At 71.6% G+C, this 23,901-nt stretch carries 21 protein-coding genes; 16 read left to right on the top strand and 5 right to left on the bottom strand.

The window, feature by feature from the left end:
• Nucleotides 1-435 precede the first annotated feature (435 nt).
• From ACIRPU_RS01650 to ACIRPU_RS01595, 12 genes are all read left to right on the top strand, one after another.
• Nucleotides 436-1,665, top strand: coding sequence for an ROK family protein (locus ACIRPU_RS01650; RefSeq protein ID WP_403860227.1), 1,230 nt, complete (start codon nt 436-438; stop codon nt 1,663-1,665).
• Between the two features lie 330 nt (nt 1,666-1,995).
• The gene (locus tag ACIRPU_RS01645) at nt 1,996-3,063 is read left to right on the top strand and encodes an ABC transporter substrate-binding protein (protein ID WP_403860224.1); all 1,068 of its coding nucleotides are present in this window, start codon (nt 1,996-1,998) and stop codon (nt 3,061-3,063) included.
• A 5-nt stretch (nt 3,064-3,068) separates the two neighbouring features.
• Nucleotides 3,069-4,019 (top strand): ABC transporter permease, encoded by a 951-nt coding sequence (locus tag ACIRPU_RS01640; protein ID WP_403860221.1) that lies wholly within the window; start codon nt 3,069-3,071, stop codon nt 4,017-4,019.
• Nucleotides 3,995-4,732 carry an ABC transporter ATP-binding protein gene (locus ACIRPU_RS01635; protein WP_384121842.1) on the top strand — a complete coding sequence of 246 codons (738 nt, stop codon included), beginning with the start codon at nt 3,995-3,997 and terminating at the stop codon, nt 4,730-4,732. Before ACIRPU_RS01640 ends, ACIRPU_RS01635 begins: the two co-directional genes overlap by 25 nt.
• The gene (locus ACIRPU_RS01630; RefSeq protein ID WP_385563222.1) at nt 4,729-6,087 is read left to right on the top strand and encodes an LLM class flavin-dependent oxidoreductase; all 1,359 of its coding nucleotides are present in this window, start codon (nt 4,729-4,731) and stop codon (nt 6,085-6,087) included. Before ACIRPU_RS01635 ends, ACIRPU_RS01630 begins: the two co-directional genes overlap by 4 nt.
• Before the next feature lie 23 nt (nt 6,088-6,110).
• On the top strand, nt 6,111-7,022 hold the full coding sequence (locus ACIRPU_RS01625) for a TauD/TfdA dioxygenase family protein (RefSeq protein ID WP_403860217.1): 912 nt from the start codon (nt 6,111-6,113) through the stop codon (nt 7,020-7,022).
• Nucleotides 7,023-7,135: 113 nt separating this feature from the next.
• Nucleotides 7,136-8,020: an amino acid permease gene (locus ACIRPU_RS01620; protein ID WP_403860214.1), complete on the top strand. Its 885-nt coding sequence runs from the start codon at nt 7,136-7,138 to the stop codon at nt 8,018-8,020.
• Nucleotides 8,021-8,237: 217 nt separating this feature from the next.
• The gene (locus ACIRPU_RS01615; RefSeq protein ID WP_403860211.1) at nt 8,238-8,879 is read left to right on the top strand and encodes a superoxide dismutase; all 642 of its coding nucleotides are present in this window, start codon (nt 8,238-8,240) and stop codon (nt 8,877-8,879) included.
• 191 nt (nt 8,880-9,070) lie between these two features.
• Complete coding sequence (locus tag ACIRPU_RS01610) at nt 9,071-9,313, top strand: hypothetical protein (protein WP_403860208.1); 243 nt, start codon at nt 9,071-9,073, stop codon at nt 9,311-9,313.
• A 151-nt stretch (nt 9,314-9,464) separates the two neighbouring features.
• On the top strand, nt 9,465-11,690 hold the full coding sequence (locus tag ACIRPU_RS01605) for an MMPL family transporter (protein WP_403860205.1): 2,226 nt from the start codon (nt 9,465-9,467) through the stop codon (nt 11,688-11,690).
• A gap of 5 nt (nt 11,691-11,695) precedes the next feature.
• Entirely contained in the window at nt 11,696-12,895 is a 1,200-nt protein-coding gene (locus ACIRPU_RS01600; RefSeq protein WP_403860202.1) for a sensor histidine kinase, read from the top strand.
• Complete coding sequence (locus ACIRPU_RS01595) at nt 12,892-13,533, top strand: response regulator (RefSeq protein WP_403860199.1); 642 nt, start codon at nt 12,892-12,894, stop codon at nt 13,531-13,533. Before ACIRPU_RS01600 ends, ACIRPU_RS01595 begins: the two co-directional genes overlap by 4 nt.
• Before the next feature lie 128 nt (nt 13,534-13,661).
• Here the strand turns inward: ACIRPU_RS01595 and ACIRPU_RS01590 are convergent, their stop codons facing one another.
• Nucleotides 13,662-14,306, bottom strand: a complete 645-nt coding sequence (locus tag ACIRPU_RS01590; RefSeq protein ID WP_054240011.1) for a DsbA family protein — start codon at nt 14,304-14,306, stop codon at nt 13,662-13,664.
• Between the two features lie 151 nt (nt 14,307-14,457).
• On the opposite strand from ACIRPU_RS01590, the gene pepN reads away from it, so the two are divergent.
• Complete coding sequence (gene pepN, locus ACIRPU_RS01585; RefSeq protein WP_403860195.1) at nt 14,458-17,082, top strand: aminopeptidase N; 2,625 nt, start codon at nt 14,458-14,460, stop codon at nt 17,080-17,082.
• Nucleotides 17,083-17,287: 205 nt separating this feature from the next.
• Nucleotides 17,288-18,355 carry a hypothetical protein gene (locus ACIRPU_RS01580; RefSeq protein ID WP_403860192.1) on the top strand — a complete coding sequence of 356 codons (1,068 nt, stop codon included), beginning with the start codon at nt 17,288-17,290 and terminating at the stop codon, nt 18,353-18,355.
• A gap of 100 nt (nt 18,356-18,455) precedes the next feature.
• On the opposite strand, the gene ACIRPU_RS01575 is transcribed toward ACIRPU_RS01580, so the two are convergent.
• Nucleotides 18,456-18,809, bottom strand: a complete 354-nt coding sequence (locus ACIRPU_RS01575; RefSeq protein WP_355701374.1) for a MerR family transcriptional regulator — start codon at nt 18,807-18,809, stop codon at nt 18,456-18,458.
• A 70-nt stretch (nt 18,810-18,879) separates the two neighbouring features.
• On the opposite strand from ACIRPU_RS01575, the gene ACIRPU_RS01570 reads away from it, so the two are divergent.
• Entirely contained in the window at nt 18,880-19,302 is a 423-nt protein-coding gene (locus tag ACIRPU_RS01570) for a hypothetical protein (protein WP_403860189.1), read from the top strand.
• Nucleotides 19,303-19,375: 73 nt separating this feature from the next.
• Here ACIRPU_RS01570 and ACIRPU_RS01565 read toward each other — a convergent pair whose 3' ends face one another.
• The 3 genes from ACIRPU_RS01565 to ACIRPU_RS01555 form a co-directional block, all read right to left on the bottom strand.
• Entirely contained in the window at nt 19,376-21,181 is a 1,806-nt protein-coding gene (locus ACIRPU_RS01565) for a TIGR03767 family metallophosphoesterase (RefSeq protein ID WP_403860186.1), read from the bottom strand.
• Nucleotides 21,182-21,565: 384 nt separating this feature from the next.
• Nucleotides 21,566-22,042 carry an NUDIX hydrolase gene (locus ACIRPU_RS01560; RefSeq protein ID WP_403860183.1) on the bottom strand — a complete coding sequence of 159 codons (477 nt, stop codon included), beginning with the start codon at nt 22,040-22,042 and terminating at the stop codon, nt 21,566-21,568.
• A 9-nt stretch (nt 22,043-22,051) separates the two neighbouring features.
• Nucleotides 22,052-22,978, bottom strand: a complete 927-nt coding sequence (locus ACIRPU_RS01555; RefSeq protein WP_403860180.1) for a pyridoxamine 5'-phosphate oxidase family protein — start codon at nt 22,976-22,978, stop codon at nt 22,052-22,054.
• Nucleotides 22,979-23,127: 149 nt separating this feature from the next.
• Between ACIRPU_RS01555 and ACIRPU_RS01550 the strand changes: the two genes are divergently transcribed.
• On the top strand, nt 23,128-23,691 hold the full coding sequence (locus ACIRPU_RS01550) for a CGNR zinc finger domain-containing protein (RefSeq protein ID WP_403860177.1): 564 nt from the start codon (nt 23,128-23,130) through the stop codon (nt 23,689-23,691).
• The last annotated feature ends 210 nt before the right edge of the window (nt 23,692-23,901 follow it).

The following is a 23,901-nucleotide window of genomic DNA, read 5'->3' as shown; positions in this document are numbered from 1 at the left end:
ACGGCGACGCTATCCCAGGGGGGTCGAGGCGATCACCGTCCGCGGTCGACAAACGGTCGAGCGCGGGGTTGGTTGGCTCCTGACAAAGGGTGGGGGTTACACGCGGTACGAGGTGACCCTGGTCACTGAGGTGGAGTGGTTCGGGATACGCGGGCCCCCCGGGCGGTCTCTGTAGGGTTTCGCCAATCGAACGGCGGCCGTCTCGCCCGTCGGTCGCCATCTGGGCAGGGCTGGGTCCCCTTTGCTAGCTTCGAGCCATGGTTGCCCAGGCCCAGTCCCTGAACTTCTCGTCGCGTCGCCATGTCGACCTGCGACGCGTGGGCGCGGCCGCCTGTCGCCCTCCGGTGTGAGGCGGGCGGAGCCGACCATCCGGCGCGCCGCGCTCCACAGACGGCGCAGTGTCGGACCGGCTCCCGACTTCCGAGGAAGTTCCCCATGCCCCGTACCGCGGTTCCTCCCGCCCCGATCTCTCCCGTCACCCGGGTCGCCGACAGCGACCGGCGGCGTACCAGCGCCAGTGTGATCCTGCGGTCCGTGCTGGAGCACGGGCCGGTCGCGCGCTCCACCATCGCCCGGCTCACCGGGCTGTCCCCCGCTTCCGTCACCGACCACTGCGCCCGGCTCACCGGGCTCGGGCTGATCCGGGAGGCGGCGGCGCCCCGGCGCAGCAACGGGGTGGGCCGGCCGCACGTTCCGGTAGACCTGGACGACTCGCGGTTCGTGGTGGGCGGGGTGCATGTGGCGGTGCCGTACACCACCGTCTCGTTGCTGGATCTGCGCGGCCGGGTGGTGGCGCGGCGGGAGTTGAAGCATCGGGACCGCCTCGAACCGTCCCAGCTGCTGGCGCGGGCCGCCGACGGGCTCGGCGCGCTGCTGAGGGAGACTCCCGGCTGCCGGGCCCTCGGGGTGGGGGTCGCCGTGGGCGGCTGGGTGGACCGGGATTCGGGGACCGTCGTCGAGCATCCGCTGCTGGGCTGGCGGGACGTGCCGGTGCGGGAGACGGTCGGCGCGCACACCGGGCTGCCGGTCCAGGTGGACGGGCACGCGCGGGCGTTGGTCAACGCCGAGCGGCTGTTCGGGCAGGCGCGGGGCGACCTCAGCGTGCTGCATCTGTTCGTCGGGAACATGGTCGACGCGGCGTTCGCCACGAACGACGAGGTGCATCACGGGCCGCGTTCGCAGGCGGGCGCCATCGCGCATCTGCCGTTGGCCGGCGGCACGGAGTCCTGTGCATGCGGCCGGGTCGGCTGCCTCCAAGTGGAGCTGAGCGAGCGGACGTTGTGCCGACGGGCCCGGCAGGCCGGGGTGATCGACGGGGTGAATCCGATGCACGTGGTCGCCGCGGCGCAGGCCGGTGACCCGGTGGCCGCGCGGCTGTTGCGGGAGCGGGCGCGGCTGGTGGGCCGGGCGGCCGGGCTGCTGCTGGACGTGCTCAATCCGGAGCGGGTCGTCGTCACCGAGGTGGGCGTGCTGTTCCGGGAGGACTGCCTCGCCGCGCTGCGGGACGAGGTCGGGGCGGGGCGCTCCGCCGCCGTCTCGCCGAGCAGTTTCCCCGACTCCGTGCTGGCCGTGGCGGGCGGGGCGGTGGCGCTGGACGTGCTCTACCGGGATCCGCTGGCCTGGTCCTGGCCCCGCCCCTCGGACGCTCCACCCGAGTCGAGTTAATTCAGAAACTCCGAATGTTGACAGGCCCCACCCGTGGACAGGAACATCTTTCTCATGAGCTGTCGCACTTTCTGTTGCTGACGCCCCGGCGCGCCGGGAGCGCGTCCTTCTTCTGCCTTTAGCCGCGGGAATCCACTGCGGATCCGTTCCGGATCGCTTCGGATTCATTTCGGCTTCGTTGCAGACTTCTTGCGGATTTCCTGCGGATCCTTTCGGTTCCCGCAGACCCATTGCAGCCTCGGCCCGCTCGCCTCTGCCTGCTCCGGCCCGCTCGCCTCTGCCTTCCTCCTTCTGCCTGCCTTGTCTCCATTTTCCCCTGGGGGTTCTCCCGTGCCTGTTTCCCGTACGACCGGTGTCGACCGGCGTCTCTTCCTCGCCTCCCTGCTGGGCGCCGCAGCCGGCGTCGCCGGGCTCAGCGGCTGCGCCGAGAGCAGTGCCGCCACCGGTGACAAGGGCGCCTCCACCGCTCCGCTCGCCGCCAAGGTGCCGGCCGGCACGAGCCTGAAGATCGCCTCCTACCAGGGCGCGCAGCAGTTGCAGCTGAAGCTGGCGAAGCTGCCCGAACTGCCCTTCGCGGTGTCGAGTTGGCTGAACATCGGAGCCGGCCCCGACGTCATCAACGCCTTCCGTGCGAAGTCCCTGGACGTTGCCAACAACGCGGGCATTCCGCCGATCCAGGCGCATTACCAGGGCTTCGACGCGAAAATCGTCGCGATCAACATCACCCGCAAGCCGAACTACGTCTTCGCCACCAAGCCGGGCAGCGACATCGAGTCCGTCGACGACTTCCGCGGAAAGAAGCTGGCGTTCTCCCAGGGGCAGGCGCAGGGCGTCGTCCTGCTGCGGGCGCTGAAGAAGGCCGGACTGAAGTACGACGACGTGAAGCTGGTCCCGCTGACCAGCAACCAGTTCCTCACCGCCCTCCAGTCGGGCCAGGTGGACATCGCCCCGCTCGGCAACACGCAGTCGCCCGCCTACCTCAAGCAGTACGGGCCCAAGGGCGCCCGCATCATCACCACCGACGTCGTCGACCTGCTCAGCCTGCTGTGGGCGCCGGCGTCCGTGCTGAACGACAAGGCGAAGGCCGCCGCCGTCGCCGCGTACATCCCGCAGTGGGCGAAGGGCCTGGTGTGGAGCTACGAGAACCCGGACGTCTGGAACGAGGAGTTCTACGTCAAGACGCAGAACCTGACCATCGACCAGGCCCAGTCGATCACCGCGCTCGCCAACAAGCCGCTGTTCCCGCCGAGTTGGGCCGAGGCCATCAAGTGGGAGCAGGAGACCGCGGACCTCCTCGCGGAGGGCGGCTTCGTGAAGAAGTTCGACGTCTCCTCGCTGTTCGACCACCGCTTCGAGGGCATCGCCGCCAAGTCCGTGGCAGCCGAGTACCGGAGTTGACCGCCATGACCACCAGCGCAAGCACGACCACCAGCACGCCCACGACCACGAACACCGGCACGAGCACCGGGGCGAGCCCGACCGCCGGCACGACCGCGACCCCGACCCCCGCCGCCACCGCCGTCGTCGGCCCCGCCGTCGCCGCCGACGACGGTCCTCGGGTCGGCCGCCGACAACGACGCCGTGGCCTCACTCCCGGCAAACCGTGGCCCGCCTCCCGGCTCGTCGGGCCCCTGCTGCTCATCGTCCTGTGGGCCGCCGCCTCGGCCGCCGGGAAGCTGGACACCGGGGCGATCCCCGCACCCTGGACGGTGCTGAGGACCGGCGTGAACCTGTGGACCGACGGAACGCTGACCACCGACGTCCTCACCTCGCTGGAGCGCGCCGCCTACGGCTTCGCGATCGGCCTGACCGCCGGAGTGGTGCTCGCGCTGGCCTCGGGGCTGACCCGGTCCGGGGAGGCCCTGATCGACGGGACCGTGCAGCTCAACCGGGCGATCCCGACCCTCGGCCTGATCCCGCTGTTCATCCTCTGGCTGGGCATCGGCGAGACCTTCAAGATCGCGATCATCGCCATCGTCGTCTACATCCCGATCTACCTCAACACGCATGCCGCGCTGTCCGGCATCGACCACCGGTTCGTCGAACTCGCCGAGGTGCAGGGCCTGTCGAAGGTCCAGTTCATCCGGCAGATCGTGATCCCCGGCGCCCTGCCCGGATTCTTCGTGGGACTCCGGCTCGGGGTGACCGGCTCCTGGCTGGGACTGGTGGTCCTGGAGCAGATCAACGCCACCAGCGGCCTCGGTTACATGATGTTCCAGGCCCAGAACTACGGCCAGTCGGACGTCATCCTCGTCGGCCTCCTCATCTACGGCGTCTTCGGTCTCCTCTCCGACACCGTGGTCCGTCTCATCGAACGGAGGGTGCTGTCGTGGCGCCGCACACTGAGCAGCTGACCCGCTCCACCGCCGTCGAACTGCGCGGCCTGACAAGGTCGTTCGAGGACCGCACGGTCCTCGACGGCATCGACCTGGACATCCCCGCCGGCCAGTTCGTGGCGCTCCTCGGCCACAGCGGGTCCGGCAAGAGCACCCTGCTGCGGGCGGTCGCCCACCTCGACCACGAGGTCGTCGGCAGCGGGCGGCTCACCGCCCCGGAGCGGGTGTCGGTGGTCTTCCAGGACTCCCGGCTGCTGCCCTGGCGGCGGGTGCTGGACAACGTACTGCTGGGGCTGGACGGCAAGGAGGCCGAGCACAAGGGCCGCGAGGCGCTCGCCGAGGTGGGGCTGAAGGGCCGCGAGCGGGCCTGGCCCAACGAGCTGTCCGGCGGTGAGGCGCAGCGCGCCGCCCTGGCCCGCTCGCTGGTCCGTGAGCCCGAACTCCTCCTGGCCGACGAGCCGTTCGGGGCGCTGGACGCCCTCACCCGGATCAAGATGCACTCCCTGCTGCGCGAGCTGTGGGAGCGCCACCGGCCTTCCGTACTGCTCGTCACCCATGACGTGGACGAGGCGATCGTGCTCGCCGACCGGGTCCTCGTCCTCGACCACGGCCGTATCGGCCTCGACCTGACCATCGACCGCCCGCACCCGCGCTCGTACCGGGACCCGCTGCTCGGCGAGTACCGCGAACGGCTGCTCGCCGCCCTGGGCGTCACGGAGGACCACAAGTGACCACGGCTGACAACGGACGACAGCTCCACCTCAACGCGTTCCTCATGAACACCGGCCACCACGAGGCGTCCTGGCGGCTCCCGGAGAGCGACCCGTACGCCCACGTGGAGCTGGACCACTACGTCCACCTGGCCCGGATCGCCGAACGCGGCACCTTCGACTCCCTGTTCCTCGCCGACGGCCCACAGCTCTGGGGCAACATCGCCCAGCGCCCGGCCGGCTCCCTGGAACCGCTCACGCTGCTCACCGCGCTGGCGACGGCCACCCGGCACATCGGCCTCATCGCCACCGCCTCGACCTCCTACAACTCCCCCTACAACCTGGCCCGTAAGTTCGCCTCCCTCGACATCATCAGCGGTGGCCGGGCGGGCTGGAACATCGTCACCACCGCCGGCGCCGAGGCCGCCCGCAACTTCGGTCTGGACGCCGAGCCCGCGCACGCCGAGCGCTACGCCCGGGCCGGCGAGTTCCTCGACGTGGCCCTGAAGCTCTGGGACAGCTGGGAGGACGACGCGATCGTCGCCGACAAGGCGGCCGGCGTCTGGGGCGACGACACGAAGGTCCACCCGCCCCGGCACCAGGGCAGGTACTTCAGTGTCGAGGGCGCCCTCAACGTCCCGCGTTCGCCCCAGGGTTACCCGCTGCTGGTGCAGGCCGGGTCGAGCGAGGACGGCAAGGCGTTCGCGGCCCGCTACGCGGAGGCGGTGTTCACCGCGCAGCAGACGCTCGCCGACGCGCAGGCCTTCTACGCCGACCTCAAGTCCCGTACCCGGCAGGCCGGCCGGGATCCCGAGCACATCAAGGTGCTGCCCGGGATCGTCCCGGTGATCGGCTCGACGGAGGCCGAGGCACGGGGATACGAGCAGGTCCTTGAGGACCACATCGTGCACACGCACGGGGTCCAACGGCTGGAGCAGCTGCTCCAGCTGGAGCCGGGCGCCCTGGAGCTGGATGCCGAGCTGCCCGCCGATCTGCCGCCGGAGAGCGCGATCGAGGGCGCGAAGAGCCGCTACACCCTCGTGGTGGAGCTGGCCCGGCGCGAACGCCTCACCGTGCGGCAGCTGATCGGGCGGCTCGGCGGCGGACGCGGGCACCTCACCTTCGCGGGCACGCCCGAGCAGGTCGCCGACGCGATCGAGAGCTGGTTCACCCAGGGCGCCGCCGACGGCTTCAACATCATGCCCGCGGTGCTGCCCTCCGGACTGGACGCCTTCGTCGACCACGTGGTGCCGATCCTGCGCGCCCGCGGTCTGCTGCGCACCGAATACGGACCCCGCACGACCCTGCGCGAGAGGTACGGCCTCCCGCGCCCCGCCAACCAGTACGTGAACGCTCCCGCACCCGCCCTCGTCTGACCCTCGCCCGAAAGGACCTTCCCATGAGCATCGAGATCCGCAAGGTCACCGCGAACATCGGCGCCCAGGTCGTCGGCGTCGACATCGCGAAGCCCCTCGACGAGGAGACCTACACCGCCCTGCGCGAGGCGCTCGACGTCCACAAGGCCCTGGTCTTCGACGACGTGAACCTGGACGACGCGGGCCAGCAGGCCTTCGCCCGCCACTTCGGCGACCTCACCACCGCCCACCCGACCGTGCCGGCCGTCGACGGCTCCCCGAACGTGCTGCCGGTCGACAGCGAGCGCGGCCGCGCCGCCAACCACTGGCACACGGACGTCACCTTCGTCCTCAACCCGCCGCAGGCCAGCACCCTGCGCAGCCTGGTCCTCCCGCCGTACGGCGGCGAGACCCTGATCACCAGCTCGGCGGCCGCCTACCGCCAGCTGCCGGAGCCGCTGAGGCAGCTCGCCGACAGCCTGTGGGCCGAGCACACCAACGACTACGACTACGCGGTGCCGCAGGAGACGGTCGACGAGGCGCAGGCCGCCGCGCGCGCCCAGTTCACCTCGATCAAGTACCGCACGGTCCACCCGGTGGTCCGCGTGCATCCGCTGACCGGCGAGCGCGGCCTGTTCATCGGCGGGTTCGCCCAGCGCATCGTGGGCCTGTCGCCGGCCGAGTCCCGCAAGATCCTCGACCTGCTCCAGTCGTACGTCACCCGGCCGGAGAACATCCTGCGCCACCGCTGGTCGGAGAACCAGCTGGTCCTGTTCGACAACCGCATCACCCAGCACTACGCGGTCGACAACTACGACGGGCAGCCCCGCCGGCTGCACCGGGTGACGGTCGCGGGCGACATCCCGGTCGGCATCGACGGCAAGGAGAGCTACTCGGTCGAGGGCGACGCGGCGCACTACACCTCCGTGGCCGCCAACGTCTCCGTAGCGGCCTAGACACACCGCGTATCCGGTCCGTCCGGATCGTGGGCAGCCCCTCCGCCCGAGCGTAGGGGCTGCCCAGACTGTGGGCGTTTTTGCCCATCTCACGCATTGGACGAGCCGCGCCCATGCCCAGCAGCACCACCCTCGGGACCACACCCGAGCCGGACGTCACCCTGTCCCACGGCCTCAAACAGCGCCATCTGTCGATGATCGCCCTCGGTGGTGTCATCGGCGCCGGGCTCTTCGTCGGCTCGGGCGCGGGGATCGCCGCCGCCGGTCCGTCGATCGTCCTCGCCTACGCCCTCTCCGGCCTGCTCGTGATGCTGGTGATGCGGATGCTGGGCGAGATGTCGGCCGCGTACCCCTCGTCGGGCTCGTTCTCGGCGCACGCCGAGCGGGCCTTCGGCCCCTGGGCGGGCTTCACCGTGGGGTGGGCCTTCTGGGTGCTGCTGTGCACGGCCGTCGGCCTGGAGGGCATCGGCGCCGCGAAGATCGTCACGGGCTGGCTGCCGGGCACGCCCGAGTGGGCCTGGGTGGCGCTGTTCATGCTCCTGTTCTGCGGGGCGAACCTGGCCGCCGTGAAGAACTTCGGCGAGTTCGAGTTCTGGTTCGCGGCCCTGAAGGTCGGCGCGATCACCCTGTTCCTGGTGCTGGGCGTGCTGGCGGTGGCCGGTGTCCTGCTGCTCAGCCACTGGCGTCCGGACGACGTCTTCCCCTGGCTGCTGAACATGATCGGCGCGGTGATCCTGGTCGTCTGGATCTTCATCGCGCTGTCCCAGCTGCGGCTGCGCGGCCGGCTGGAGCGGGAGGCGCCCGCACGGCTGGTCGTCCGGATGTGGGCGTTCCCGGTGCTCACCTGGGTCGCGTTGGCGGGGATGGCGGGGATCCTCGTCCTGATGGCTCGGGAGCCGGACACCCGGGTGCAGCTGTACTGGTCGGGCGGGATGACGGCGTTCCTGGCGGCCGTCGGGTACGCGTGGCAACGGCAGCGGAGGCGGACCACGGCCTGACCCGCCCGGCCCTCTCCCCGGCCCCTCCCCTCTCCCCCGGCCGGCCCCTCCCGCCCGGCCCCCGGCCCCCGGCCCCTCCCTGTCGGCCCTCACGTGAAAGACGCGTGGGGGCCTCCTCCTTGCCGCCACGCCCGTCCACTCTTGCCCGGAGCCCCCTTCTTGTTGCTAACCTGCACTTGCAAGTTACTTGCAATAAGAGGTTCGAGGGGGACCCGTCATGCCCGTCTACACGCTGCCCGAACTGCCCTACGACTACTCCGCGCTCGCCCCCGTGATCAGCCCGGAGATCATCGAGCTGCACCACGACAAGCACCACGCGGCCTATGTGAAGGGCGCCAACGACACCCTGGAGCAGTTGGCGGAGGCACGGGACAAGGAGCGGTGGGCGGCCCTCAACGGCCTGGAGAAGAACCTGGCCTTTCACCTCTCCGGCCACATCCTGCACAGCATCTACTGGGCCAACATGACCGGCGACGGCGGCGGCGAGCCCCTCGCGGCGGACGGCGTCGGCGACCTCGCGGACGCGATCACCGAGTCCTTCGGCTCGTTCGCCGGCTTCAAGGCCCAGCTGACCAAGGCGTCCGCGACCACCCAGGGTTCCGGCTGGGGCGTCCTCGCGTACGAGCCGCTCAGCGGCCGTCTGATCGTCGAGCAGGTCTACGACCACCAGGGCAACGTCGGCCAGGGTTCCGTGCCGATCCTCGTCTTCGACGCCTGGGAGCACGCCTTCTACCTCCAGTACAGGAACCAGAAGGTCGACTTCATCGAGGCGATGTGGGCCGTCGTGAACTGGCAGGACGTGGCCCGGCGTCTCGAGGCCGCCAGGTCCCGCGCGGATGTGCTGCTGCTCGCCCCCTGAGGCAGCGGTGAAGCGTCCTGCCTCGTGATCGTCTTCTCACCCTTCACGACGGCGGGCGGAATGAAGGAACGGCCCCGCGAGGACAGGACTCGCGGGGCCGTTCCCGTGCGTTCCGCTGTGTTCCGCTCCCGTGCGCGCGGGCGGGCGCGGGGGCTTCCCAAGGCGCCGCGTTCCGGGCGACAGTGGCCCGCATGGGTCTTCCGAAGCGGCGTTGCCCCAATTGCGGGGACACCGAACAGCACTTCCGGCACCTGCACGGCGCCGAGCGGGCCTTCGCCCTGACGCAGACGCAGGTGCTGGTGCACCGGGCGGATCTCGACAAGTACCGGCGCTGCACCCGCGAAGGCTGTGTGCGGGTGCAGTCCTACTTCAACTGGAGGTCCGGCTTCGATCTTCCGGAGGAGTTCCGGGCGCCGCCGCAGACGGCCGCCTAGGCGCCGCCCCCTAGCTCTGCCTCTGCCCCTGCGCCTGCCCCCCGCCTCCGCCGGGGGACCTCCCCACCCTCGGGGTCCACCGATCGGTGGACGGGAAGTTCAACCGGGCACCTCTGTCGGTCAACTGCCCTGGCCAGACAGGCTTTTGGGCATGAACTCACTCACTGTGCGCATGGCGCGTTCCAGCGCGCGGCACCCCTGGCGGGCGATCGTCGGCTGGCTGGTCTTCGTGACGCTGTGCCTGGCGGCCGGCAGTGCCGTCGGGATGAACAGCGCGAGGACGGCCGACTACCGGGTCGGCGAGGCCGGCCGGGCCGAGGCCATGGCGGCCGAAGGGCATCTGGAACGCAGGTCGGCCGAGCAGGTGCTGATCTCCGCGCGGTCGGGCACCCTCGGCGCCGAGGCGGCCCTCGGGGCCGTCCGGGACCTCACCGCCCGGATGGAGCGGCTGCCCGAGGTCGCCGAGGTGGCCGCGCCGATCCGCTCCGCCGACGGCCGGATCCTCATGGTCGAGGTGGCTCTGCGGGGCGAGGAGCGGGACGCCAAGGACAAGGTCGACGCGCTCACCGCGCAGACCGCGGCCGTCCAGCGGGCCCACCCGGAGCTGCTGCTCCAGGAGACCGGCAGCCCCTCCATCAGCAAGGGCGTCGACGAACAGCGCGGTGACGACCTCGCGCTCTCCGAGAAGATCACCCTGCCGGTCACGCTGCTGACCCTGTTGGTCGTGTTCGGCTCGCTCACCATGGCCGCCGTGCCGCTGCTGCTCGCACTGTCGTCGATCGCGGCGGCCGTCGGCCTGTCGATGGTGGCCTCGCACGTCTCCCCGGACACCGGGGTCGGCACGAACGTCATCCTGATGATCGGCCTCGCCGTCGGCGTCGACTACACGCTCTTCCATCTGAAGCGGGAGCGCGAGGAGCGGGCCCGCTCCGGGGGGCGGCTGAGCTCGCAGGCCCTGGTAGAGCTGGCGGCCGCCACCTCGGGCCGGGCGGTGATGGTCTCCGGGTTCGCGGTCGTCGCGTCCACCGCCACGCTGTACCTGGCCTCGGACGTCATCTTCTCCTCGCTCGCCACCGGCACCGTGGTGGTCGTCCTGGTCGCGATGGCCAGCTCCCTGACGGCGCTCCCCGCGCTGCTGACGGTGCTCGGGCAGCGGGCGGAGCGCAGGGCCGCACGCCGGGCGGAGCGGGGCAGGCCCGCACGCCGTCCCCGCGGCGGAAGCGGCGGAAGCGGTGAGAGGAGTGAGAGCGGCGGCCGGGTCTGGACCGCGCTGCTGCGCCCCGCCGCCCGGCACCCGTTCGCCACCCTCGGTGTCTCCGTCCTCGCCCTGCTCGCACTCGTCGTCCCGCTGGCAGGCCTGCACATCACGGAGATGAGCCGGGACACCCACTCCCGCGAGATCCCCGCCATGCGGGTGTACGACCGGCTGAACGAGGCGTTCCCGCAGCACCGGGTCACCCACCAGGTGGTCGTGCGCGCCGACGCCGCACGGGCCGCCGAGGTCGCCGAGGCACTGGACGCACTGACCCGGCTGGCGGACGCCGACCCCCTGTTCACCGGCACGCCCCGGCTCCGCACCTCCGCGGACCACCGTGTCAGCACCCTCGAACTGCGCGTGCCGTACCTTGGCGACTCCGACCGGGCCTACGACTCGCTCGACCACCTGCGCCACGACTACCTGCCCGCCACCGTCGGCCGGATCGCCGGCGCCGCGTACGGCGTCAGCGGTGACGTGGCCCGGTACACCGACTATCCGGCGCACCAGAACGGCAAACTGCCCCTCGTCCTCGGGGCGTTGCTGCTGGTGACCTTCCTGATGACGGTGTACGCGTTCCGTTCCGTCGTCCTCGGGCTGATCGGCGTGGTGCTGAACCTGCTGTCGGCGGCGGCGGCGCTCGGGCTGCTGGTCCTCGTCTTCCAGCACACCTGGGCCGAAGGGCTGCTGGACTTCCGCTCCACCGGCTCGATCGGGTCCCGGGTCCCGCTGTTCCTGTTCGTGATCCTCTTCGGACTCTCCATGGACTACCAGGTGTTCGTCGTCAGCAGGATCCGGGAGGCCGTGCTCGCGGGCACCCCGACCCGGCAGGCGGTGCTCGACGGGGTCCGCCGGTCGGCGAGCGTGGTGACCAGCGCGGCGGTCGTGATGACGACGGTGTTCGTGAGCTTCGTCTTCCTCCACATCATCGAGATGAAGCAGATCGGGTTCGTGCTCGCGGCGGCCGTCCTGCTGGACGCCTTCGTCGTACGCATCCTGATCCTGCCGTCGGCGATGCTGCTGCTGGGCGAGCGGAGCTGGTGGCCGGCGCGGCCGGACCGGGAGACGGCGGGGCCGCGGCCCCAAGTGCCCCCCGGGCGGCCGGTGGTCGACGTACGTTGATCGGTATGACCGCTCTCGCCGGGCCCTCCGCCGACGCCTTCTGGGCCACCTCCCTGCGCCGCTGGAACGCGGTGTGCTGGGTGCTGTTCGCGGCGATGGCCGTCGGGATCGCCGCCCTGGGGCGGCCCGGCGGGGGCATGTACGAGGCGCTCGCGCTGCTGGGCAGCGTGGTGCTGTGCTACGCGATCCTCGACCGCTTCCCGGACAACCCCGTGGTACGGCCGCACGGCTATCTCACGGTGCTGGTGCTCGCGCTCGGCGGGCTGGCGTATCTGCGGACCAGCTACGCGGCGCTGTTCATGGTGACGCTGCCGCACTACTGGATGTTCGGGCGGACCCCGAGGATCTCGATGGGGTTCCTGGGGCTCGCCACCGCCTCGACGCTGCTGGGCAGTTGGCTCCTGCAGGGCTGGTCGGCGGAGTTCCTCGGCGAGACGGCCGTGTCCACCCTCATCGTCGTCGCGGTGGGGGTGCTGATCGGGCTGTGGGCGCACGCGGTGGTCGCGCAGAGCACCGAACGGGCGCGGCTCATCGAGGAGTTGGAGCGGACCCAGGCGCAGCTCTCCGCGGCGCACCAGCGGCAGGGCGCGGCGGACGAACGGGAGCGACTGGCGCGCGAGATCCACGACACGCTCGCGCAGGGCTTCGCGTCGATCGTGGTGCTGGCGGAGGCGGCCCGGGCCGGGATGGCGGCCGATCCAGGGCGCAGCGCCCAGCAGCTGCGGTCGATCGAGTCGACGGCCCGCGAGAACCTCGCGGAGGCACGGGAGTTGGTGGGCTCGGGCGGGCGTGCGGGCGCCGCGGTGGCGGGCTCCGCGGCGCCAGCGCTACGGCGGGTCCTGGACCGTTTCGTCGAGGACACCGGGCTCACCGTGGACGCCGACCTGGCGGACCTCGACTGCGACCAGCGGACCCGGATCGCGCTGCTGCGCTGCACCCAGGAGTCCCTGGCCAATGTGCGCAAGCACGCCCGGGCCTCCACGGTCGGGGTGGTGCTGGCCCGGCGGCCCTACGGGGTGGAGCTGGAGATCACCGACGACGGCGCCGGGTTCGTGGTGGAGGAGTCGAGGGGCTTCGGACTGGACGGGATGCGCAAGCGGGTGGCGGAACTGGGCGGACGGCTGACGGTGACCAGCTCGGTCGGGGACGGGACGCGGATCCTGGCGTCGATCCCACTGGCCCGGGACACGGAGGGAGCGGCATGAGCAAGGTGACGGCGCTGCGGGTCGTCGTGGTCGACGACCACACCGTGATGCGGGCCGGGGTGGTGGCCCTGCTGGCCGGGGAGGACGGCATCGAGATCGTCGGCGAGGCGGGCGACGGCCGTGCCGCCCTCGACCTCGTCGAGCGGCACGACCCCGACGTGGCTCTGGTCGATCTGCGGATGCCGGTACTCGACGGGGTCACCACGACGACCGAGATCGTCGCCCGCCATCCGCGCACCCGGGTGCTGATCCTGACGACGTACGACACGGACGCGGACATCGAGCGCGGGGTCGAGGCCGGCGCCATCGGCTATCTGCTGAAGGACACCACGCGCGAGCAGCTCGTCGACGCGATCCGGGCGGCGGCGCGCGGGGAGACGGTGCTCGCGCCCCGAGTGGCTCAGAAGCTGGTGGCCCGGCTGCGGCGCCCCGTCCAGGAGGCGCTGACCGCCCGGGAGACGGACGTTCTCGGCGCGGTCGCCGACGGGCTGACCAACGCCGAGATCGGCCGGCGTCTGGTGATCTCGGAGGCGACCGTCAAGACCCATCTGCTGCGTCTGTTCGCCAAGCTCGACGTGAACGACCGGACCCGGGCGGTGGTGGTGGCCATGGAGCGGGGGCTGTTGCGCCGGCCGTGACACCGGCCGAGGGCCGTGCCGCCGGACGTCAGTAGTTCCAGATACGGGCCGAGTGCGGTACCGAGGTGTCGACCTCCGTCATGGGTCCATGGTGCCCCGCCGGCGGCGCTCGCGGGGCACCACCACCGTCACAGGTTGCTGAAGTCCGGGCCCTTGGTGCGGGAGCGCTTGATCTCGTAGAAGCCGGGGACCGAGGCGACGGCGAGGGTGCCGTCCCAGAGGCGGGCGGCCTCCTCGCCCTTCGGCGCCGGGGTGACCACGGGACCGAAGAAGGCGATCTGCTCACCGTCGGGTCCGGGGACGGCGATGACGGGGGTGCCGACGTCCTGGCCGACCTTCTCGATGCCCTCCTTGTGGGAGGCGCGCAGCTGGGCGTCGAACTCGAAGTCCGACTGCTCGGCGTACTCGATCAGGGACGCGGGCAGACCGACGTCCTTGAGCGCGCCGGCGATGGCCTCCACGGTCGGGCCCTCGCCGTTGTTGTGGATGCGGGTGCCGAGCGCGGTGTAGAGGGGGCCGAGGACGTCGGCGCCGTGCAGCTGCCAGGCGGCGGTGACCACGCGCACCGGCTGCCAGGCCTTGACCGCGAGCATCTCGCGGTACTCCTCGGGCAGCTCGTCGATCTTGGGCTCGTTGAGGACGGCGAGGCTCATGATGTGCCAGCGGACCTCGATGTCACGGACCTTCTCCACTTCCAGCACCCACCGGGAGGTCATCCAGGCCCACGGGCACAGCGGGTCGAACCAGAAGTCGACGGGGGTCTTCTCCGACATGTCTCTCCTCGAGCAATCCTCATGAGATAGGCCTTTCCCCCCTGAACACCGCCGTCCGTGCCGCACATTCCCTGCTGCCGGGCGTCAGGGGCGCGTGGCAGGATCACTCCTGTCCGAAAGCCCGTGCTCAACGCACTGAGGGAGTACCGCCGTGCCCGGTGAGAACCTGTCCCGCGACGAGGCCCGGGAGCGGGCCGCCCTGCTCTCCGTCGACGGGTACGACGTGTCCCTCGACCTCCGGTCGGCGGTCGGCGACCGGGCCGGGGACGAACCTCGCACCTTCCGGTCGGTCACCACGATCCGCTTCCGCAGCAACGAGCCCGGCGCGTCGAGCTTCGTGGACCTGATCGCGCCGAGTGTGACGTCCGTCTCCCTCAACGGCCGCGACCTCGACCCCGGTGAGGTCTTCGACGGCGCCCGGATCCTGCTGGAGGACCTGGCCGCGGAGAACGAGCTGGTCGTGGACGCCCAGTGCGCCTACTCCCGCACCGGCGAGGGCCTGCACCGCTTCGTCGACCCGGAGGACGGCGAGGTGTACCTGTACACCCAGTACGAGCCGGCCGACGCCCGGCGGGTCTTCGCGGGCTTCGAGCAGCCCGACCTCAAGGCCCCATTCCGCTTCGAGGTGCGGGCGCCCGAGGAGTGGGTGGTGTGGAGCAACGGCGCCGGCGAGCGCACCGACGGGGTGTGGCGCTTCGCGGAGACGAAGCCGATCTCGACGTACATCACCTGTGTCGTGGCCGGCCCGTACCACTATGTGACGGACACCTACACACGCGACCTGGGCGACGGCACGACGCTGGAGATCCCCCTCGGCGCCATGTGCCGCAAGGGTCTGGCGCCCCACTTCGACTCCGCGGACGTCTTCCTCGTCACCAAGCAGGGCCTGGACTTCTTCCACGACCACTTCGACTACCCGTACCCGTTCGGCAAGTACGACCAGGCGTTCGTGCCCGAGTACAACCTCGGCGCGATGGAGAACCCGGGTCTGGTGACCTTCCGCGAGGAGTACATCTTCCGCGGCAAGGTGACGCAGGCGTCGTACGAGGCGCGGGCGAACGTCATCCTGCACGAGATGGCGCACATGTGGTTCGGCGACCTGGTCACCATGGTGTGGTGGGACGACCTGTGGCTGAAGGAGTCCTTCGCCGACTTCATGGGCACGTTCGCCAACGTCGGCGCGACCCGCTTCACCGACGCCTGGATCACCTTCGCCAACCGCCGCAAGGCCTGGGCCTACCGCGCGGACCAGCTCCCCTCCACCCACCCGATCACCGCCGACATCCGCGACCTCCAGGACGCGAAGCTGAACTTCGACGGCATCACGTACGCCAAGGGCGCCTCCGTCCTGAAGCAGCTGGTGGCGTACGTCGGCCAGGACGCGTTCCTCGAGGGCGCGCGGCGCTACTTCAAGCGGCACGCGTACGGCAACACGCGCCTCGGCGACCTGCTGTCGGTGCTCGCCGAGACCAGCGGCCGGGACATGGCCGGCTGGTCGCGGTCCTGGCTCCAGACGGCGGGCGTGAACTCGCTGACCCCGCAGGTGCTGCTGGACCCGCGGGGCCGGATCGACGAGCTGGCAGTGGTCCAGGACGCCGCCGAGGCGTACCCGGAACTGCGGCCGCACCGGGTGGCGATCGGCCTGTACCGCCGCGAGGACGACCGTCTCGTGCGGTACGCGCGCGCCGAGACGGACGTCGACGGTCCGCGGACGGTCGTGACGGAGCTGGCGGGCGCGGAGGCCCCGGAGCTGGTGCTGGTCAACGACGACGACCTGACGTACTGCAAGATCCGCTTCGACGACACCTCGCTGGCCACGCTGCGCGAGCACCTGGGTGCGATGACCGACCCGCTGGCCCGGGCCCTGTGCTGGTCGGCGCTGTGGAACCTGACCCGGGACGCGCTGCTGCCCGCGTCCGACTTCGTGGACCTGGTGGTGCGGTTCGCGCGCGACGAGTCCGATATCGGCGTCCTTCAGATGCTGCACGCGTGGGCGGACTCGGCGCTGGTCCACTACGCGCCGCGGTCCTGGCGGCGGACCGGCGAGGAACTGCTCGCCGACACCGCGCTGCGGGATCTGCGGGCGGCCGAGCCGGGCAGCGAGCACCAGCTGGCCTGGGCGCGCTTCTTCGCGACGGTGGCGTCCTCCGACTCCGACTTCGAGCTGCTCCAGGGCCTGCTTGACGGCACGGCGAAGATCGACGGCCTGGAGGTGGACCAGGAGCTGCGCTGGGTGTTCGTGGAGCCGCTGGTCGCGCACGGGTACGCCGACGAGAAGGCGCTGGCGGCCGAACTGGCCCGTGACGACACGGCGTCCGGCAAGCGGCATCAGGTCCGCTGCCTCGCGGCCCGCCCGTCGGCGGCGGTCAAGGCGCAGGCCTGGGCCCAGCTGGTGGAGTCGGACTCGCTGTCCAACGCGCTGGTGGAGGCGACGATCGCGGGCTTCGACCGGCCCTCGCAGCGGGAGCTGCTCGTCCCGTACGCGGAGAAGTACTTCGCGTCGATCGAGCGGATCTGGGCCGAGCGGTCGATCCAGATCGCGATGAACGTGGTCAAGGGCCTGTTCCCGTCGCTCCAGGACTCCCCTCGGACGCTGGAGGCGACGGACGCGTGGCTCGCGGCGCACGAGTCGGCGGCCCCGGCGCTGCGACGGCTGGTGCTGGAGGCGCGCGACGACCTGGCACGGTCGCTGCGGGCACAGGCGGGTGACGCACAGGCGGATGGCGCGGGGGCGAGTGGCGTGGGGGCCGGGACCGACCGAGGTCTCCAGCCCTGAGCTTTGGCCATGAATTCCGCTGACGGTCACCGTTACGGAATTCAGGCAATCCGACCCGTAACCCCTGGCTCCCCCCTGCGGGACCAGGGGTTTTCGGCGCCCCATCGGCATCCGAACACCCGTCCTTTAGGACGAGCTTGTCCGGATTTGTCGACGGGCGTGTAACAGCGGTTACGAGACCGGCCCGGCGCGGAATCCCCGTTGCATGAACCACCACAACACCCCGCTCCCCCAGGTTCCCTCGGCGTCCCCCCGCGCCGTCCGCCACCTCTCGGACGTACAGCGCCGCCTCACCACCACGGCCCAGCTCCGCTCGCACGGCGTCGCGCCGGCCGAGGCGGACGAGCAGAGCCGTCCCGGCGGCCCCTGGCAGCAGATCCTCCCCGGCGTGTACCTACTCCACCCCGGCCCGCCGACCAGCGAGGAGCGGCTGCACGCGGTGCTGATGTACGCGGGCCGCGACACGGCGACGCCGCCGCCCGGGGTGCCGACCCAGCCGGGCGCCGGGGACCCGCACCGGCCGGTGTACAAGGAGGCGATGATCACCGGGCTGGCGGCCCTGAACCTGCACGGGCTCGCGTCCGCTCCCCCGCTGCCGTCCCTGGAACACATCGACGTCCTGGTCCCGCGGCTGCGCCGGCTGCGCTCGACGGGCTGCGCCCATGTCGTCCGTACGGGCAGCCTGCCGACTCCCGCGCAGGCCACGGGAGTTCCGGTGGCGCCGGTGCCCCGCGCGCTCGCCGACGCCGTCGCCCAGCTGACGGACGCGGGGACCGTACAGCGGCTGCTGACGGAGGCGGTACGCGGGGGCCACTGTGAACCGGCGGCGGTGGTACGGGAGTTGAACAACGCCAAGTTGCTGAGCCGCCCGCATGTGGTGGACGCGGTGGACTCGCTGCTCGCGGAGGGACGCGCGATCGCGGAAGAGCGGCTGTACGCGATGGTGTACGAGTACGGCCTTCCCGACCCGGTCTGGAACGTGGACCTCCGGCTGCCGGGCGGTCCGCCGCTGGGAGGTCTGGACGCGTACTGGCCGGACCAGGCGGTGGCGGTCGAACTGGACACCCGGGCGCCGAGGCAGGACGAGGACGCCCTCTGGTCGGAGTACGCCCGCAAGCGCGAACATCTGGAGCGGCTCGGCATCACGGTCGTGTACATCACGCCGAAGAAGCTGCGGGACACGATGGAACAGCAGGCGGCCGTCGTCCGCACGGCGTTGATGGCCTCGGGCGACCGGGACCCGGCCGCGTATGTCGTGGTGCTGCCCCGTTAGTGACGGACCGGGGCAGGGCCAGGAGGGGAGAGGAGGGGCCGTCGGGCGCGACCCGGCGGCCCCTCCTCATGACGTCATACCGTCACGCCCGTCACGCCCGTCACGCCGTGCGCAGCGGGCAGCCCGTGCCGACGCGGTCGGCGAGTTCGGCGCGGAGGGCGGCGAGTTCCGCCATGCGGGCGTCGACGATCTGGATCTTCTGCTCGAAGAGGGCGGAGAGGGCGTCCGCGGAGTCGGGGGCCTCACGGAGTTCCTCGCCGTGCCGGGCGATCTCCGCGAGGGTGAAACCCAGGGTCTGGGCGGTACGGACGTAGGCCAGCCACTCCACCGTCTCCGGCGCGAAGTCGCGGTACCCGTTGGGCAGTCGGCGGCCCTCGACGAGGCCGACCCTCTCGTAGAAGCGGATGGTGTCCCGGGTGGTGCCGGTGCGGGCAGCCAGCTCGCCGATGCGCATGCGGGAGCCTCCTCAGGTAGCGGTCCGACGCTTGACCTTGGAGCGTAGTCCAGTGTTTAGCGTCGCCCTCATGACCACTTCCGCCCCGTTCCTCGATCCCGCCGGCCCCTCCTTCCTCCGTGTCGTCCGCGCGAGCGCCTGGTACGACCTCGTCGTCACGGCCGGCTTCGCGACGCCGTGGACGTACGCGCTGGTCCATGACGTGCTGTCGTCGTGGAGCCGGGCGTGGGGGCTGGGCGCGTTCCCGCGGACCGACCCGATCCAGATCCTGTTCGCGAATCTGATGGGGTCGGTCGTCATCGTCTGGGCCGTCCTGCGCCTGGCCCGACCGCTGGCGGTGCACGGCCTGCTCGACGGCGTCGCCCGCGCGCTGTTCACGGCGTGGATGGCGTACGCGCTGGCCCAGGGCGCCCCGGGGGTGCTGTGGCCCTTCCTCTGCGTGGAAGCGGCCTGGGGCGTGGCGCAGTTGGTGCCGTGGCTGCGGAAGAGGTGACGCTCGGGACGGATCGCCTCGGGCGGATCACCTCGGGCTGGCGGATCACCTCGGGCCGTTCACCTCGGGCGGATCACCTGCGGCCGCCCTTCCTCAGGAGCAGCTCCGTATTGCGGTCCTTCGCGTCGCCCGCCAGCCGTGCCCCGTCGAAGCGGGCGTTCGCGGACAGCTCGCGGTAGAGGGCCGCCAGGCCGGTCTGGGAGAGGTCGGCGTGGTCCGTGCGGTGCGGGGCGGACGACTCGATGAGGGTGGTGTGGATCGAGAGGGTGCCGTCCTTGTTGTCCACCAGCTCGACGACCCGGGCGAGCTGCGGGAACTCCACGTGGGAGGCGGTGGAGATCTCCCAGAAGGTGCCGCCCGCGGCGGATCCCTCGCCGGAGCCCTGGTGCGGGGTGATGTCGTTGCGGTGGATGTGGCCGTTGATCCAGGCCAGCACGTTGGGGTGGCGGCCGAGCAGGGCCGTCAGCTCGGCTCCGTCGTGGCGGCGCTCGGCCGGACGGGCTGGGTCGGGGCGGGTGTTGGACATGCTCTTGCCGGTGTGGTGGCTGAAGACGAGGGCGTACGCGTCCTTGTGGGCCCGCAGGGTCGCGTCCAGCCAGTTCAGCTGTGCCGTGCCGATGGAGCCGTCGAAGTGGCCGCCGGGGTCGGTGGTGTCGAGGCTGATCCCGATCACGCCGTCGGCCACGGGGAAGGTGTAGTACTGCGTGCCCGCGTCCAGGTTCGCGGCCGTGTAGCCGTGGCCGACCGGTCCGCCCACGCCCTTGTGGGCCGGGTCCAGATGGGCCCTGAGGTGGTCGGCGGGGGTGTAGGGGGCCCGTCGTGCGTCGGGGGTGACCGCGCGGGACGTGCGGGTGTGCGACTTCAGCAGGTCGCGGATGACCTCGCCCCGGGGGTCCTTGTCCTGGCTGATGCTCTGCTGGAGCCGCGTGGCCTCGGCGGGGCTCAGCTCCATCAGTTTGCGGCCGCCCACCGCGTACTCGGCGAGCCAGGGGTCGCCGTGCGCGTAGCAGCCCAGCGGCATCGCGTCGTGGTTGCCGACGGTGGAGTACCAGGGCAGGTTCAGGCCGGGGCTGCGCACCTCGCGGATCGCGGCGGCGAGGAAGCCGTCCAGGTGCGGGAACCCGCGCTGTTTGTAGGCGTCACGGGTGGTGGAGTCGGGCTGCCAGTACAGGGGCAGGCCGCTGTTCTGGACGCCCTCGTAGTGGCGCGGGTCCCCGGAGTTGGGGGTGATGCGGCCGCCGCTCATCACCTTCAGGTACCACTCCAGCTCGGTGTGGGCGTTGTTGTCGGTGTTGTCGCCGGTGGTGACGACGAAGTCCAGCGGGGCGCCGGTGACGGGGGCCGTCCGGAGGGCGTTGACCCGCTCCACCAGCGCGACCGCGCCCTGCACGGTGAGCGCCTCCTGCGGACGCCAGGCGATCTCGTTCGCGGCCCGCAGGTACTCCAGGCGCAGCGGGTGCTGGCTGTCGATCAGGTGCAGGTCGGTGAGCTGGACGAAGGCGGCGAGGGTCGTACGGCGGCCCGCCCGGCCCGACACGGGCGCGGCCAGGTCACCGCGGACGACGCGCTGCCAGCCCGGCGCGCTGCGAAGGCGCCGGTACCCGGAGCCGGTTCGCGGGGCGGCGACGGAGGCGAGGGTGGTGCCCTTGGTGTAGGGGGCGGAGGGCGCGGCGGGCACGGCGACCGGCGGCGCGGCTTCCCTGGCGGGGGCGGCCGAAGCCGGTGCGGCGGCGGGCGGCACCGCGGGGGCCGCCTCGCTGTCGGTGGGGCGCAGGGCGTAGCCGACGCCCGCGGAGACGGAGACGGCCGCGGCGGCGGCGAGGACGGTACGACGGTCGACCCCCAGGACGGAGGACGTGACAGAGCGTGTGCGCGGCATGGCGCGATCTCCCCGAGTACGAACGCGTCGACGGTGGGCGCGGGCGGTCGCGGCAGCGAACATCCCGCTCCCTCGGATGCTCGGCACCGGGAGTGGCCTGCGCGTGAACGCCTTCGCAACGGGCAACGCCGATCGCGTACGTGGATCTCGGGGGCCCCGATCGGACCGGGGCGGACCTCGACTGCTCCGCACACCGCCCGGAGCCGGTCACTCCGCGTTCATCTCACGGGGTATCGGTCACGGGGTACGAGTCACGGGATATCGCTCGGCGGACAGCGGACAGCGGTCGGCGGTCAGCGGTCAGCGCTCGGCGGACAGCGGTCAGCGGTCAGCGGTCAGCGGTCAGCGGTCAGCGGTCGGGAGATATCGCTCACGGAGTTCGGTTCAGGCCCCGGGGCCGGTCGGCGGGGGCGCGAACACCCGCCCGTGCACGGGCCGTTCCTGCCACAGCCGCAGCGCGACGTCGACCAGCCGGATCCGGGTGAGGCCGGGGACCGCGTCCAGATCGTGCCAGGCGGCCAGGTCGGTGGAGCCGTTCACCTCATTGCGCAGTTCGCCTCCGACGACCCGGCCCTCGTAGACGATCCGGACGCCGTGGTGGTCCACGGGCCGGCGTAGTCCCCCGCGGCGGAAGGTGTGACGGGAGGAGTCGATGCCGAGCAGGCCGGTGACCTCGACGCGGTAGCCGGTCTCCTCGTCCAGTTCGCGCACGACGGTGTCGAGGGGGTCCTCGCCGTGCTCCATGCCACCGCCGGGCAGCACCCACTCGAGGGTGCCGTCGGGGGCCGGTGAACGGGCGAGCAGGAGCTGTCCGTCACGGACGCAGACGGCATAGGCCGCCACCCTCAACTTCTTGCGCATGGGGGGACGTTAGCCGGTCGGATCCGGGTTCGCAGGGGAGTATTCGGGCGCGGACCAGCGCAGCGGGAGCGCGGCGGGGGTGTCGACCGCCTCCGCGACGGTGAAGTGGACCGTACGTTCGCCGTCGGGCGCGAACCGGGTGCGGGCCTCGCCCGTGAGCTGGAGCGTGCGGCCCGTCGTCCAGTCGAGGAAGAGCAGGCCGGCGCGGGGGTCCGTGGCGAGATTGCCCAGGGTGAGGAACATCGAGTTGCCGGGGTGGTCGCGCCAGGTGAGCGTGCGCGGTGAGGCCACGTGCACGAAGCCGGGGGCGCCGCCGCGGTGACCGAGTTCGGCCCCGGCGCCGTCGGGGTGGAGGGTGGCGAGGAAGAAGGTGTCGGCGGCGGCCAGGAACTCCCGCTGCCCGGACGTCAGTTCGGTGCTGCGGCGCGGGCTGCCGGGCGTTCGGTCGACGGTCTCGTAGGTCTCCCTGCGTTGCACGTACTTGGGGCAGTTGGCGAACACCCGGTCGGTCTCGACGGCGAAGCCGCGCGGGGTGGGCCGCAGTCGGCCGTTCACCCGGACCCGGCGTCGCGTGCGCGGATCGAGAACGGTCGTGCCCACGGGGGTCCCGGGGGTGGCCAGTGCCGCCGCGAGGGGGTCGGCCGGGGGCGGCGCGTCCGCACCGTCCGACGGGCAGGCGTGGGAGACGCCGGTGGCGACCGAGATCCGGCGGGGTCCGGTGGCCCGGACGAAGCCGGGGGCGCCCGTGAGCGCCGACGCCCACACCCGGCCGTCCACCGGGTCGGCCGCGCCCAGGACCAGCAGCGGCTGGAGCTCCAGGAAGGCGGCGACGACCGGCCTGACGCCCTCGCCGATCGCCCGGCCCATGTGATCGGCGAGGTCGCGGACCCCGACGCGGTCCTGAACCGCACGCGAGCCGGAGTGGTAGACGTCCATGACCTGCTCGACCTCCTCGGCCCCGGCAAAGCCCCTCGGGCCCCGCACACCGATCGCGAATTTAACCGCTCACATCGAGGTTAAGGGTTAGAATCAAGCGTGTCAACCGGTCACGTACTCTTGAGCGGTTAGCCCGGAAGGAGCCCCCGATGTCCGCCACCGCCCCCGATCTCCGCCCCCTCACCGGCGAACCCCTCGCGCTCGACCTGCTCAACACGCGGTGGGTACGGGAGGGCGCCGTCCAGGATCTGCTGCGGGACACGGACGGGCTCGCCGTGTGGCTCGCCGCGAACGGGCTGGACGAGCGGTTCACGGCCGACGCGGCGACCCTGCGGCACACCCTCCGCGCCCGTGACGCGCTGAAGGCCGCGGTGGACGGCCCGACGGACGGCCCGACGGACGGCCCGACGGACACCACCGGCGTCGACACCGTGCTCGGACACGGGCGGATCCGGCCCACCCTCACCGCCGAAGGACCCGGCGAGCGGGCCGAGTTCAGGGACGACGCCTGGGGGCCCGGCTGGCTGGCCGCCCGGAACTACCTGGAGCTGCTCTCCGCCGCCCCCGACCGGATCCGCGGCTGCGCGCACGAGGACTGCGTGCTGCACTTCTTCGACACCTCACGCAACGGCACCCGCCGCTGGTGCTCCATGGCGGCCTGCGGCAACCGCGCGAAGGCCTCCCGGCACTACGCCCGCGCCAAGGACGCCTGACCGAAGGACGTCCGACCGAGGACGTCCGACCGGAGGACCGACCGAAACCCGCACAACCGGCGGACAGCCCTCGCACAGGGGGCTCGTAGAGGGTTTTCCCCATACATCCATATCGATTCGGTCAACTCTCCCCAAACAGCTGTCCCTTAGGTAAAGCTTTGCGGTCATCCGGGACCGCATTCCGGACGATCGTGATCAGGCAGGAACGGC

The sequence above is a fragment of the Streptomyces sp. NPDC102259 genome (assembly GCF_044766465.1).
Taxonomy (GTDB): domain Bacteria; phylum Actinomycetota; class Actinomycetes; order Streptomycetales; family Streptomycetaceae; genus Streptomyces.
Note: the sequence above shows the minus strand (reverse complement) of the source record. Positions and strands in the feature narration are given on the sequence as shown.